Here is a 14,215-nt window from a genome sequence, read left to right as displayed (position 1 = left end):
CGCCGGCAGCCCCTCTCCTCCATCTATGCAAGGAACCCTTTGGCCCCTTCAGGAACCAGGCTGCCTGTTACGTCCCCCCCTTTGACAAAGGGGGGGCAGGGGGGATTTGCCTCTAACCATGCCCCGGAAACGCAGGGGGCACCCACCCTGCGTCGGCCATCCCGTCCTACTTCCCCTTCCTGGCCACCTTGGGCACGCCACCATTTCCAACCGTGATCGGCGAGGTCTGGTTCACCGCCTTCCACAACACGAACAACACATCCCCCACATCAACCACCCCGTTGGGTGCCGACGCCAGGTTGAACACCGGGGCAACGTCCGCGTGCGCAAGCTGCGCCGCCGTCCACTTCTTGCTGAGCGACAGCTTCATCGTCAGCCAGGCGTCGGCCACGGTGGGAATGCCGGTGGTGTTGGTCGGATCCAGGACCCCGTCCGGGACCACCGCTGTGCCGCCGATGGTGAGCGCCTGGGTGATCGCCCCCGCGCTGAAGGTATAGCTGTAGCTGTTGTTGCTGTTTCGGACCGCCTTGCCGTAGACGGTGCCGTCGATCACCGATTTGCCGTTCACCGTGATGTCGGCAACGCTGGTGCCCGCCGCCGGCGTGAAGGTGTAGGTCGTCACCGCGCCGTGGTCCACCTGGGTGGGGCCGCTGATCTGCACGTTCACCGCGTTGGGATCCAGCGTGATCTGATAGCTGTTGACCGCGAAATTCGCGGTGTAGGTCACGTCGGCGGTGACGTTGCTGACGATGAGCGGGTTACTCGTGGAAATGGAGTCGTTGCTCCCGGTCCAGCTCACGAAGTGATAGCCGGTATTCGCGGTGGCGGTAACCGCGCCGGTGCTCCCGTTGTAGTTGACCGTCGCCGAGGTGGCGCTGACCTTGCCCCCCGTTCCGGCGGCGAAGGTGACCCGGTAGCTGTTCGGGGCGAAGTTGGCGGTGGCGATCAGGTCGGCGTTGACGTTACTGATGGTGATGCTCTGGGTCGTGACGGTCTGGCCGCCGGAGACAGTCCAGCTGACGAAGTGGTAGCCCGGGTCCGGGGTTGCCTGCACCGGGCCGGCGGCGGCATTCGGGGTAACGGTAAGCGACGGCTGGCTCACCGAACCGCCGCTGCCGGCCACGAAGGTGACCGTGTAGCTCGACGGGGTACTGAGGGCAAAGACCGCCGTCAGTGCCAAGTTTCCGGTGACCGGGGCGACGGTGAGCGGGTTCGCGGTGCTGGTGAAGCCGCCGGTGCCGGTCCATCCCACCAGGTGGTAGCCGGTGTTCGGATAGGCATAGAAAGGACCTGCGCTGCCGTTGGCGGCGACGGAGACCGAGCCGCTCGGGGAGACCGTGCCGCCGCTCCCCGCCGTTACGCTGACCGTGTAGCCGCCGGAGGTGTTCCCGCTCAGGGCGAGGTTAGTTGCCGCCGCCCCGTTGAGGGTCCAGTAGGTTCCCTTGGGAAGGGTGGCGGAGACGTTCACCGGCCCCGCCGCCTGGGGATAGAAGATGAGGGAAAGGGTGCAGCTCCCCCCCGGCTGCAGATCGGTGGTGCAGGTATTGCTCGCCGGAATGAAGTTGTTTCCCGCCACGATCGACGAGGTAGTCAGCGCGAAGTCGAACACCGAGAAGGGGGCCGAACCGTTGTTGGCAAAGGTTATCGTCTTGGGCGCGGAGAAGGAGCCGACCGGGGTATCGGGGAAGGAAAGCCCGTCCGGTGCGCTGATATCGACCCGCGGCGCCACGTCGATGATGCGCGCCTCGCTCGGAATCCCGTCCCTGGTGACGGTGACCCGGTAGCTCCCCCGCGCCAGGCCGTCGGGGAGCTTCACCCCGTAAGAGGTGGCGCTCCAGGCCGAGCCGGCACCCAGTGCCAGCGGGACGACCTGCTCGTTGTCCACCCGCTGCAGCTGGGCCACCGGGTAGTTGCTCGCCGAGCTTGCCGTGCTCCCGCTCCCCCCCTCGCTCCCGCCGGCAAACTTGGTGCCGGTGAGCAGCGGCTTGACCGCCGGGAAGGGAACCGGGTCCAGGGTCGGCCGCCGGGTGAAATCGACGTCGGCCTTGTAGTAATACTCCGGCATGGTGGCCGAGGTGCCGCCGACGATAAGCATCGCGTCGGGGCCGACCAGCACTGCGCGGTGGCCGGAGCGCCCGGTGAGCATCGGCTCCGAGGAGGAGAAGCTCCGCAGGACCGGGTCGTAGACCTCCACCGAACTCAGCGCACCGAGGCTGCCGGTCCCGCCGGAGATCACGATGATACCCGAGGGGAGCAGGACGGCGCTGTGGAAGGCGCGCGGCTCGAGCAAGTCCCCGGCGTAGGAAAAGCTCGCCGAGACCGGATCGAAGATTTCGCAGCTGGTAAGGGGGACCCCGTTCGCACCGAAACCTCCGGAGATGAGCACCCTCCCGTCCGGAAGCAGGGTCGCGGCGTGCCCGGAGCGTGCGACGTTCATCGAGCCCGAGCCGGTGAAGCTCCCGGTGCTGTTCGCGCTGCTGGTATCGGGGACGAAGATCTCGGCGGTGGCGGTGGCCGCGTTGTCCCCTCCCCCCGCAATGAGGACCCGGCCGTCGGCAAGGAGGGTGCTGGTATGCCCCTCCCGAGGGATGCTCAGCGCCGGCCCGGGGATGAAAGCGCCCAGCGGCCGGATATAGATCTCGGTGGTGGAAAGGGTGGCGGTGTCGTTCTTGCCGCCGCTGATCAACACCCGGCCGTCTTTGAGCGCGGTGGCCCGGTGCAGGCGGCGCGGCTCGGAGAGCACCCCGGCAGGGGCCCAGGTGTTGGTGCCGAAGTCGTAGGTGGAGAAGGTCTGCTGGGTGGAGGCTTTCGTGGCATCGTAGCCGCCGACGATGAGCGCCGTCGTGGGATCGAGCGCGGTCGCGGTGTGCTCGATGAGGTCACGGGGGTCCCCGGTGACGATGACCGCCGAGCCGGTGGTCAGCTCGGACCAGACCGGGTTGCCGGAAAAGGGATTGAGGCGATAGCTGTTCACCCCGCCGTAAATCAGGACCTGCGGCACCCCGCCGGCCGACCCGACCGCCAGGGCCGGATGCACCGGCGCGGCGGTGAGCGCGGTCACCCACGCCGCCCCGCCGCGCCCGACGCTGAAGAGGTCCGCGCTGTCCAGGGTGACGGTGCCGTCGATCCCGCCGGCGATCAGGACGCTCCCGTCGGCGAGCTGCGTGGCGGTGTGCCCGGAGCGAAGCGGGCTGGAGGGGGTCTGCTTCGCGGTGAAAGCCTTCGCGGCCGGATCGTAGATTTCCGGAGTCCCCCCGCCGCCGAAGACAAAAACGGTGCCGTCGGTAAGCAGGGTCGCCGACGGCGCGCCGTGCTGCTGCGCCGGCTGCCCGTAGGGAGTGAAGCTCGGCCCGGCCGGATTGAAGACCTCCGCGCTGGTCGCCGATGCCGCATCCCCGCTCCCCCCGACGATGAGCACGGTGCCGTCGGGAAGCAGCGTCGCACTGTGGGCGGACCGGGGGTGGGTCATTATGGCGGCAACCGGGGAAAAGACACCGGTGGCCGGATCGTAGATCTCGGCGCTGTTCAGCGTCCCGTTGCTGCCGTTGCCGCCGACGATGAGCACCCTCCCGTCGGCAAGCAGGGTAGCGGTGTGTCCGTAGCGCGCCGCGGTCATCGTGGCGTTGAGTGTGGTGAAGGTGCCGTCGGCCGGATGAAACAGTTCCGCGCTGGCAACCGGGCTGCCGACGGAGGGACCGTTCAGCCCGCCGGCGATGAGAACGGTTCCGTCGTTGAGCAGGGTCGCCGTATGGTTGTAACGCGACGTGCTCAGGGAACCGGCCGCAGCGGTGAAGGCGCCCGTCGCGGGATCGTAGAGCTCGGCGCTGGAGATGCTTCCCACCCCTCCGGTTCCGCCGACGACCAGCACGGTGCCGTTTTGCAACAAGGTGGCGGAGTGCCTCGACCGCGCGGACGCGAGGGAGGCACCGGCAACGCTGAAAGTCTGGGTGACCGGATTGTAGATTTCCGCACTGGCGGTAGCGCCCTGGGAAGAGCTCCCGCCGACGAGGAGGACCTTGCCGTCGTTGAGCAGCGTCGCGGTGTGAGCGGTGCGCGGAACGGTCATGGAAAAGATCGGTATCGTGGCGAAATTTGCGGTGCAGTTGAGCGGGGCCGAGACGGTGGGAGTGATGCTGATGGTGGTCCCGAAGCTGGAGCAGTCGCCGCCCCACCCGGTAAAGTTCGATCCGGGCGAGGACTGGGCGGAGAGGTTGATGTTCCCCCCGGAAGTAACCTGCGTGGTGCAGAAGTTGCCGCAGTTGAGACCGCTGGGGCTGGTAACGACACCGGAGCCGGTGCCGAGCCGGGTGATGGTGACGTTGTAGTAGTTGGCGGTGGTGAAGCTCCAGCTGAAGTCGGCAGGCAGCGGGCTTCCCGAGAGGTCCTTGACGGCGGTAGTCAGGGTCGCCGTGTAGTTGGTGCCTGAAGTCAGGGCTGCGGTCGGGGTCCAAGTGGCGGTAAGAGAGGTCGAGTTGTAGACCACCGAGCCAGGCATCACCGCCTGGGTGGTGCTGTCCTTGACGCTGAAGCTCGTGGAATTGATCGTGGTGACGTCAACGGCGGCGGAGAAGACGGCGAGCACCTGACCACCGGGAGCAACCCCGGTCGCGCCGGAGAGCGGCACCGTCGTCGAGACGACCGGGGCAGCCAGCGCCGCCGCCGGTAAGAGGAAAAGCCCTGCGAGCAGCAAGGAGACCAACAACAGCGAGGCAGTGGAAGAGAGCGAGAAAAGAGGCTGCTTTACCATGACATTCCCCTGGAAAGAACGATTGCAAAAAATGGCAGTAAGGAGGTGGACGCAGGCTTCGGAAGGAAGTACCCCGCCGGCAAGGCAAGTTGAGCGTAGCCGGATCGGAAAACCGGAGAAGCGGACTGTCTTAGCGTCCCTTAGTGAGGAAAATTGTGGTCGCCATTGTAATGACGGCAAGGACTTTGTCAACAGCTATTTCAGTGAGTTGCAAGATTTTTGCGCCGTCAGGTTAGCAATTTCCAATAGCGTATACACATAGTCGTTTCAGTAACAGTCACCAATGGAGGTCTGAGAGCAAACAGGAATGAGTGTAACAAATAAATTAGAGGCCACAATCAATACTGATCCATTTATGACAGTAAGAAGTGCCCTTGAACTCCCCCCTTTGACAAAGGGGGGACGGGGGGGATTTGCCTCTGAGGGATTTCGGCTCTCAAAGAAAAAAGCGCCGGCGGGCATCGAGCCCACCGGCGCTTATCATGTCGCAGCGATTGATTGGAGGGGAAGAGCTACCCCTTCCCCAGGAAATCCTTCAGAAGCTGCATCGCCCTTCCCCGGTGGCTGATGGCGTTTTTGATCTCCATCGGCAGCTCGGAGAAGGTCTGCCCGTACTCGGGGACCATGAAGAGCGGATCGTACCCGAAGCCGCCGCTGCCGCGGGGAGCGTCGAGGATGACGCCGGGGAGCGCCCCGTCGAAGCTATGGCAGGTCCCGTCCGGATAGCAAAGCGCGATCACGCAATGAAAAGCCGCGGTCCGTTGCTCCGCAGGCACCCCCGCCAACTCCTCAAGCAGACGCGCGTTGTTCTTCGCGTCGTTCGCCCCCTCGCCGGCAAAACGCGCCGAGTAGACTCCCGGGCGCCCCTCCAGGAAGTCGACGCAGAGCCCGGAGTCGTCGGCAAGCACCGGAAGCCCGGTGAACTGGGCCGCCGAGCGCGCCTTCTTGATGGCGTTTTCCTCGAAGGTAGCCCCGTCCTCGACGACATCGGGGAGCCCGGGGAAATCAGCCGGGGAGAGAACCCGTTCCACCACGCCCTTCAGAAGCTCGGCGAACTCTTTCAGCTTTCCCTTGTTGCCGGAAGCGACCAGAAGATCCTTCATCCGCGCAGCGCCTCCTGCTGGATGTCGAAGAGCTGCTTCAAACCGCCCATGGCATGGGCCCGCATGGCATCCATCTGCTCGAGGGTGAACGGTTCGGCCTCCGCGGTCCCCTGCACCTCCACGAAGCGCAGCGACGAGGTCATCACGAAGTTCATGTCCACCTCGGCCCCGGAGTCTTCCGGATAGTCGAGATCGAGCAGCGTCTGCCCTTCAACGATCCCGACGCTCACCGCGGCGACCGCCTCCCGCAGCGGGTTGCCGGCGATCTGGCCGCGCTCCTGCATCAGCTTGATCGCGTCGGCAAGCGCGACGTAGGCGCCGGTGATGGAAGCGGTACGGGTCCCGCCGTCGGCCTGGATGACGTCACAGTCGATGAGGATGGTCTTCTCGCCCAAGGCGGGGAGGTCGACAACGGCGCGCAGCGAACGCCCGATCAGGCGCTGGATCTCGTGGGTGCGGCCGGTGAGTTTCCCTTTGGCCGATTCGCGCTGGTTTCGGGTGTGGGTGGCGCGGGGGAGCATGCTGTACTCCGCGGTGACCCAGCCGCTCCCCGATCCCTTGAGAAAGGGAGGGACCCGGTCCTCCACCGTCGCGTTGCAAAGCACCTTGGTGTCGCCGAACTCGATGAGGACCGAGCCCTCGGCGTGTTTCACGAAGTTCCTGGTAATTTTGATGTCCCGTAAGGCGTCCGCGCGCCGCCCGTTTCTGCGTTCCATGTAATGTCCTTTAGTGTTTAGTGATGCAACAAAGTCTGAGCGCCAGCTGGTAAGGCAAGGGCGCCCAGAGGCAAGATAACCCGTGGGAGAACAGCCGAAGAACCTCGTGACCGGAAAAAGACCCAACAGGAGTCGCAAAGCCGGAGCCTCATGACCGGGAAAAGACCCAACAGACGCAGGGGCGCAGCACGCTGCGCCCGCAAGACCAACCAACTCCCCCAGCTGACCGACCACCCCACCCTGTCGACCAACCAACTCCCCCCTTTGGCAAAGGGGGGCTGGGGGGGATTTGCTTCAGCGAAGGCGGATCAATTGTCCACTGCCTTGGGTTTTACGGCCAAAACCGGCGCCACGGCCACCGTCCCCCGGCCCTTGTTCTCGCAGATCTTCGGGGTGCTCCCGCCGTACCAGTTCCCGGGGGCGCGGAACTCCTCGGTCCCCAGGTTCGCGATGTCGCAGCCGCCGTTGTCGCTGATCGCGTTCGACCACGCCACCGCGGCGCCGTCTTCGACCATGATCCCCGCATCGCGGTTTCCCACGATCTCGTTGCCGGTCACCCGGACCCGCGCCTGGTTCAGCGACAGGCCGTAGCGCCCGTTTCGGGAAATAGCCGCCCCGGTGACGATCCCCTCGCCCCCGGCAAGTGCGATCCCGGCCCCGTTCTCCCTAAACTCGCCCCCTTGCACCTTCACGCGGCTCGCGTCGGCGTTGAGTGCGGTCCCGTTCCCGGTGAAGCTCCCCTTTTGCAGGTAGAGCGAGCTGGTCCGCGCCTGGAGCCCCCGCGCGTTCCCCGTCCCTGCCACCCCGGTGAGGTTCACCTCGCTGTTGTAAAGGTCCACGCCCGTACCGCAGCCGGTCGCCCCTCCCCCATCCATGGCCAGCAGCGCATCCTGCAGCTTAAGTCCGGTCCCGCTCTTGGCCGCGGTCACGTCTTTAAGGGTCAGCGTGGAGAACAGCACCTCCAGGGCCGCCTCGGCCCCCTCGATCCGGCAGTGCTCCAGGGTATTTTTCTTGTCGGTGCCGAGCAGCAGGATCCCCTGCCAATCGCCCGGAGCCGGCTCGACGAAGGGGGAGCCGAAAAGGACCGGCTGTTCGTGGGAGCCCTGCACCACCAGGCGCCCCTGCACCATGATCAAGGGGAGCTTTCCGTTGCTGCGCCGAAAACGGATCACGGCACCCGGAGCCACCGTCAGCGTCGTCTGCGGCGCTACCACGACCACCCCCTCGACCAGCAACTCCCCCTTCCAGACCGTGTCCTGGGTGAGGGTACGGTCGCCGACGATCTCGGTCGGATTCAAGGCAAGCGGGGTACGGGGTACGGGAACCGAGGCGGGGACGGTAACGGGGACGGACACCGCAGGTACCGGTCCCCCTTTAAGCGATGCCGGCAGCTCCGCCGGAGCCGGTCCTACATTGGGAACCGCCGGCAGCTCCGCCGGAATCGCCGCCGTCCGCGCCGGAGCCGAGGTGGCCCGGGCGGCGGGAACGCCCGGCACCGAAGCCGCCGAAGCCGGTGCAGCAACCGGTACGGGTGCAGGAACCGCCCCGGCCAGGGCCGGTGCCAGCGCTCCCCAAACAACGAGCGCGCGGATGATAAGTAAAGGAGGTATCAAGGCGTTTTCCTTGTTGTGTCTAGAGTTGCGGGGAGGCCGTTTCCTCCCTCTCCCCTGGGAGCTTGCTCACTGCTCATTGCTCTTTGCTTTGCGGCAAAAAGTGGACCGCATCCTTTCCCTGCCGCTTGGCCCGGTACAGGAGCTGATCCACCACCTGGAAGAGGTCGTTGCAGCTGCTCGCGTTGTCGGGGAAGCTCGCGACCCCGAGGCTCACCGTCACCCCGCTCGTCCCGTGCTCCTGCATGGCCCCCGCGCTCAAAATCCGCACCTGCTCCCGCAGCCGTTCGGCGGCAACGATGGCGCTCGCCAGCCCGGTGTCCGGCAGGAGCACCACGAACTCCTCGCCCCCGTAGCGAAAGGCGATGTCGATGGAGCGGATGCTGGTCGGTATGATCTCCCCCAGCGAGCTCAGCAGGACGTCGCCGACGGCGTGGCCGTAGGTGTCGTTGAACGCCTTGAAGTTGTCGATGTCGAGCATGATGATGGAGAGCGGCTTCTGGTAGCGCTTGGCCCGGACCATCTCCTGCTCGAAATATTCCTTGAAATAACGGTGGTTGTGCAGCCCGGTCAACTGGTCGGTGATGGCCAGGAGCTTGGTCTGGTTGTGCAGGGTGGCGTTTTGGATCGACATCGCCGCAAAGGAGGCGAGGACGGAGATGAGGTCGATCCGGGACTGCTCGAAGCAGCGCGGGGCAAAGTCATCCAGGTAGAGGATGCCCACCAGGCGGTTGCGGAACTTGAGCGGCACCGCGACCAGCGAGCGGATCCCCTCCTGCTTCAGCGCCGGATTGATGAAGTAGTCGGTGTTGTCGACGTCGCCGATGGAGACGATCACCCCCTCGGCGAGCACCCGCTCGGTGAGCCCCCCGGGGGTCACCTCCCAGCGCTCCTTGTGGACGAATTCCGGTGTGAGCCCGGCATGGGCGTGCAGGCTCAGTTCGCGGCGACGCGCATTGTAAAGGGCGATGCTCCCGGCGGGGGTGTCGGCGAACTCCATCGCAGAGGTGAGAATGGTCTGCAGCACCGCGTCGAGATCGAGGGTCGAGACAACCGCCTGGGCCACCGAGATCAGGTCCTGCAGCGCTTTAACCTGCTTTTGGCAATCGGTATGGGAACTGTTTTGGCTGGGCATGTCGGTCCTGATTCGCGGGGAAGGATCGCTATTGAATAGCACACCCCCCGCTTCCTTGTAAAGGAGCAGCGGCCATCTTCGGCCGTCTCCCCGATTTTTGGTTCATCCGCGAATTGTGGCGGGCTTGGGTGTTCCTTCAAAAGAAGCGGGCCCTTGCGTTCCCCCTTTTGCGGAGGGGGGACTTCACACCCTGCATTAGCCGCCGATGAACGCTGATGAACGCAGATAACATCCGACACTCCCCCCTTTGCGAAGGGGGGCTGGGGGGGATTTGCTCTTTGCTTGCTCATCCGAGTTATCTGCTTCCACAGACGCACGAGGCGCTACGTCCCCCCTTTGCGAGGGGGCCCAGGGGGGATTTGCTCTTTGTAGGCCTATCCCAAATCCGCACTTCTTGCCTCACGGCTCATTGTACGCAATCGCGCTGCCCCGCGCCATACATCTTGTATCCGGCACGTCACCTCCCACCATATGCGGTGGGTTACTGAAGACACCGCGTCCATCTCCGCTTGCCACCGAAGTTTTTCCGGAGCGCCGCTTTTTTCGGCGAAATACCTCTTGACCTCGCCATACATCTTGTGGTTTATAGAGACCCGCCCCACAAAATGTGGTGGCCCAGATAACATAAGTTTAGAATGACATTTTGCGGAGGAGACGAATTTTATGAAGAAAGCGGTGGAGAAAGGGGTCATTCCGGGTCTTTCCAAGAATGCAACGACGGTTCTCGAGAAGCGCTACTTGAGGCGCGACCTGAACGGCAACGTGCTCGAGGGTCCGGCCGACATGTTCCAGCGGGTGGCGAACACCATCGCCGCCGCCGATGCCAAGTTCGACAAGAAGGCTGACGTCGCCAAGGTCGCCGAGTCGTTCTACAACATCATGACCAACCTGGAGTTCCTCCCCAACTCCCCGACCCTGATGAACGCCGGCCGCGAGCTCGGCCAGCTCTCCGCCTGCTTCGTGCTCCCCATCGGCGATTCGATGGAAGAGATCTTCGACTCCGTCAAGCATACCGCCCTGATCCACAAGTCCGGCGGCGGCACCGGGTTCTCCTTCTCCCGGCTGAGACCCGCCAACGACGTGGTCATGTCCACCACCGGGATCTCCTCCGGTCCGCTCTCCTTCATGAGGGTCTTCGACATCGCGACCGAGACCATCAAGCAGGGCGGCACCCGCCGCGGCGCCAACATGGCGATCCTGCGCGTCGACCACCCGGACATCATGGACTTCATCATGTGCAAGGCCGACCAGCACCACCTGAACAACTTCAACATCTCGGTCGGGATCACCGAGGAGTTCATGCGCGCCGTCGACGCCGACGAGGACTACACCCTGGTCAACCCGAGAAGCGGCGAGCCGGTCAAGACCCTGAACGCCCGCAAGGTGTTCAGCCGCATCGTGAAGCAGGCCTGGGAAAACGGCGAGCCGGGGATCATCTTCCTGGACCGCCTCAACAAGGATAACCCGACCCCGCACATCGGGACCATCGAGTCCACCAACCCCTGCGGCGAGCAGCCGCTGCTCCCCTACGAGTCCTGCAACCTGGGCTCCATCAACCTCTCCAAGATGGTCGCGGGCGGCAAGGTGAACTGGGACCGGCTGCGCGAGGTGGTACATGCCGCGGTCCACTTTTTGGACAACGTCATCGAGGTGAACTGCTATCCCTTGGAGCAGATCGACCAGATGACCCGCTCCAACCGCAAGATCGGCCTGGGGGTCATGGGCTGGGCCGACATGCTCATCATGCTCAACATCCCCTACTCCTCCGACGAGGCGGTCGCGCTCGGCGAGCAGGTGATGAAGTTCATCAACGACGAAGGCAAGGCGGCCTCCCGCGAGCTCGCCAAGGTGCGCGGACCGTTCCCCAACTTCAAAGGCTCCATCTACGACCGCCCCGGCGCGCCGGCGATCCGCAACGCCACCGTCACCACCATCGCCCCGACCGGCACCATCTCGATCATCGCCAACTCCTCCTCCGGCGTTGAGCCGCTCTTCGCGGTCTCCTACGTGCGCCAGGTGATGGACAAGAACATCCTGGTCGAGGTGAACCCGTTCTTCGAGAAGATCGCCCGCGAGCACGGCTTCTACTCCACCGAGCTGATGCAGAAGATCGCCGAGCACGGCAGCGTCCAGGGGATCGACGAAGTCCCCGAGTGGGTGCAGCAGGTCTTCGTGACCGCCCACGACATCACCCCGGAGACCCACGTCCAGATGCAGGCCGCCTTCCAGCGCCACACCGACAACGCGGTCAGTAAGACGGTCAACTTCTCCTCCGACGCGAAGGTCGAGGACGTCGAGAAAGTGTACCGTCTCGCCTACCAGACCAACTGCAAAGGGGTGACCATCTACCGCGACGGCTCCCGCGACCAGCAGGTGCTCTCCACCGGCAAGAAGGAAGAGGCGCCGGCGCCGGCCCCCACCCCGACCCCGGCCCCGGCCGTCCACCTCGACGAGAAGCGCCAGATCAAGCGCGAGCGTCCCAAGGCCCTCAAAGGGTGGACCTACCAGATGCAGACCGGCTGCGGCCCCCTGTACATCACCATCAACGAAGACGCGAGCGGGCTTTTCGAAGTCTTCACCACCATGGGCAAGGCCGGCGGTTGCGCCGCCAGCCAGTGCGAGGCGATCGGGCGGATGGTGTCCCTGGCCTGGAGATCCGGCGTGCAGGCGAAGAGCGTGGTCAAGCAGCTTCTGGGCATTTCCTGCCACTCGCCGAGCGGTTTCGGCGACAACAAGGTCCTGAGCTGTTCCGACGCGGTTGCCAAGGCGATCCAGAGCCACCTGACGCTGACCGGCCATGCCGAGGCCGTCGTCGAGGTCCCCGCCTTCGAGCGCGGAGCCTGCCCCGAGTGCGGCGGCGTAGTAGAGCACGAAGGCGGCTGCGCCGTCTGCCGCGTCTGCGGCTACTCCGAGTGCGCATAACAGTCACAGCCGAATAGATAGCAGTCACTAAAGGGCCCCTCAGCGATAGTTGAGGGGCCCTTCTCGTTTCTAATCACGGACACAGTTGCCAACGGATCCCCTCCCCTTCAAGGTTGCGTGCGAGAGCACGGTTTGCAACGGACAGGGTGAGGATGGGGTTAGCTCTGGAACTTCAACAAATGTAGGTCTCACAGTCAATGCCCTATGCAATAATTAGCCACAGCCAACATTTCTGTAACAAAATGGACATGTCCATTTTGTTACAGCTACGCCTTAACTGGCTGATTGTCCGGAGGATACGCCTCGTATTCCGACGACAGTGTAACAAAGTGGACAGTAGCAACAATAAAGTGACCGTACAGAGGCACTACAACACTCTGAAATATCGACAAAAGCACAACAACAATCATGGCATGATCTTTGATAGTCGAAACAAGATTCACTGGGGCGACCTGCCGTGACAGAAAAATGTTGGCGCGTGGCACGACAGATACACTGAAATGAAATTACTGAGGAGGAAGGATGAAGACAGTTTTGCTGTTGGCCGTTTTGTCGTTTTTGATGGTGCAACCTGCGCTGGCGCAGGACGAAAAGGTGACCTTAGGACAACGCGGCGACAACGCCATAGCTCTTGGCGTCAACGAAGGTACCGCCACTATCGGTTACTGGCACAAGCTCAGTGGTAGCGACGACTTGGGAGTGGACTTCGGCATCCAGTATCGGGACCACGAGACCTTTAACAATCAAACGTACCAAGTCATGCCGGCAATCAAGCACTACCTGTTCCCGGAAAAATCATTCTCACCCTATCTCTACGGCGGCCTCATAGCCTCATACGGCAACAACGATACTCGCGAAACCACCCAGCAGAGCGGGTCGCGTACGGAGAGCTATACGGCGGGCGCCCTGGGTGGCCTCGGTATGGAATGGTTTCCGATCCGCAACCTCAGCATAGGCGGTCACGTCGGTGTCCGCGCACAATACGAGTACAACAAGACCACGTATTCCTCTTCTAACTTCGTCGTCCCCCCCCCGAACAAAGATGAGGGATTCACCATCGGCACCTTCAACTCCGGGATCAGGCTGAATCTCTCCTTCTGAGAGGTGTCCCAATTTTTCCACTGGCCAAACACGTATTGCCGGAGCGGTCTCGCGCTCAATCGCCTCAATGATGACAAGCCCCGGCATCCGTCCGACAGTCCACAGGAAAAGGAGCAATGAATGAAAAGTATCCGGAGCATCGTCGCAATCGCGCTATTTCTTGGGTGTGCGAGCCCTTGCTTTGCTGAAGACAAAGTGTCTCCGGTTTTCGATCAGCTTGATGACCTGATGACTCGTGTAGAAAGCGGGATATCTCTCAACAGCTATGCAGAGGCATTGGCACAACTGAAGATCGACTACAAGAAGGCGTTGGAGAACCCCGATACCGTGGACAACCCGCTGCGATCCGACCGAATGAAGGTGGTTCTAAACCATATGGACGGTTATGCAAAGGTTTGGCGTATCAGGGAGATAGACGGCTACGGAGCAATTTTAAGGTATCCCGACTGGGCAAAACAAGCAAATCAGTGCGTCGTAAACGTGAACGGACGGGTCGTCTATGAAATTTCCTGTCTGAAAGCAAAGATGCTCGACGTACTAAAGGAAGAAGTAGCAAACGCCAAAAGCGCCCATGTAAACGGGTGGTAATTCTGCAAAAGCTCTCAGTGGCACTTGAAATGTCGCCTTGTATTTACTTTTCAAGACCGGCCAAACTGTGGCATTTCCAAACTGCCACTGCCATCCTCGCCCGGAATTGCTGTGTCAATTGTGTAGGCCCGGCCCCAGAGCCCCCCTCGAATACGAATGATCCATGCGTCCCCTCTCCTTCAAGGAGAGGGACAGGGTGAGGATGGGGTTAGCACCGCCAATAGTTTTCGACATGCCCCCAAAGAAAGTCGCCAAGAATACCATTAACGTAACCCAATGTTTCTGTAACAAAA

Annotated in this window: 8 protein-coding genes; 3 read left to right on the top strand and 5 right to left on the bottom strand. The window is 62.9% G+C overall.

Going from position 1 to position 14,215, the window contains the following annotated elements:
- Positions 1-166: 166 nt before the first annotated feature.
- The 5 genes from JFN93_RS09575 to JFN93_RS09555 all read right to left on the bottom strand — a co-directional run bounded on the left by JFN93_RS09575 (position 167) and on the right by JFN93_RS09555 (position 9,311).
- Positions 167-4,747, bottom strand: coding sequence for a kelch repeat-containing protein (locus tag JFN93_RS09575; RefSeq protein ID WP_199383851.1), 4,581 nt, complete (start codon positions 4,745-4,747; stop codon positions 167-169).
- Positions 4,748-5,259: 512 nt separating this feature from the next.
- Positions 5,260-5,850, bottom strand: a complete 591-nt coding sequence (locus tag JFN93_RS09570; protein ID WP_199383850.1) for an XTP/dITP diphosphatase — start codon at positions 5,848-5,850, stop codon at positions 5,260-5,262.
- On the bottom strand, positions 5,847-6,566 hold the full coding sequence (gene rph / locus JFN93_RS09565) for a ribonuclease PH (protein ID WP_199383849.1): 720 nt from the start codon (positions 6,564-6,566) through the stop codon (positions 5,847-5,849). Before rph ends, JFN93_RS09570 begins: the two co-directional genes overlap by 4 nt.
- Positions 6,567-6,874: 308 nt before the next feature.
- Positions 6,875-8,179, bottom strand: a complete 1,305-nt coding sequence (locus tag JFN93_RS09560) for a right-handed parallel beta-helix repeat-containing protein (protein WP_199383848.1) — start codon at positions 8,177-8,179, stop codon at positions 6,875-6,877.
- Positions 8,180-8,252: 73 nt separating this feature from the next.
- Complete coding sequence (locus JFN93_RS09555) at positions 8,253-9,311, bottom strand: GGDEF domain-containing protein (protein WP_199383847.1); 1,059 nt, start codon at positions 9,309-9,311, stop codon at positions 8,253-8,255.
- 663 nt (positions 9,312-9,974) lie between these two features.
- Between JFN93_RS09555 and JFN93_RS09550 the strand changes: the two genes are divergently transcribed.
- The 3 genes from JFN93_RS09550 to JFN93_RS09540 all read left to right on the top strand — a co-directional run bounded on the left by JFN93_RS09550 (position 9,975) and on the right by JFN93_RS09540 (position 13,922).
- On the top strand, positions 9,975-12,233 hold the full coding sequence (locus JFN93_RS09550) for a vitamin B12-dependent ribonucleotide reductase (RefSeq protein ID WP_199383846.1): 2,259 nt from the start codon (positions 9,975-9,977) through the stop codon (positions 12,231-12,233).
- A 522-nt stretch (positions 12,234-12,755) separates the two neighbouring features.
- The gene (locus JFN93_RS09545) at positions 12,756-13,334 is read left to right on the top strand and encodes an outer membrane protein (protein WP_199383845.1); all 579 of its coding nucleotides are present in this window, start codon (positions 12,756-12,758) and stop codon (positions 13,332-13,334) included.
- 120 nt (positions 13,335-13,454) lie between these two features.
- Positions 13,455-13,922, top strand: a complete 468-nt coding sequence (locus tag JFN93_RS09540) for a hypothetical protein (RefSeq protein WP_199383844.1) — start codon at positions 13,455-13,457, stop codon at positions 13,920-13,922.
- Positions 13,923-14,215: the final 293 nt, after the last annotated feature.

The sequence above is a fragment of the Geomesophilobacter sediminis genome (assembly GCF_016458275.1).
GTDB classification, from domain to species: domain Bacteria; phylum Desulfobacterota; class Desulfuromonadia; order Geobacterales; family Geobacteraceae; genus Geomesophilobacter; species Geomesophilobacter sediminis.
This window is presented reverse-complemented; position numbering and strand designations above follow the sequence as displayed.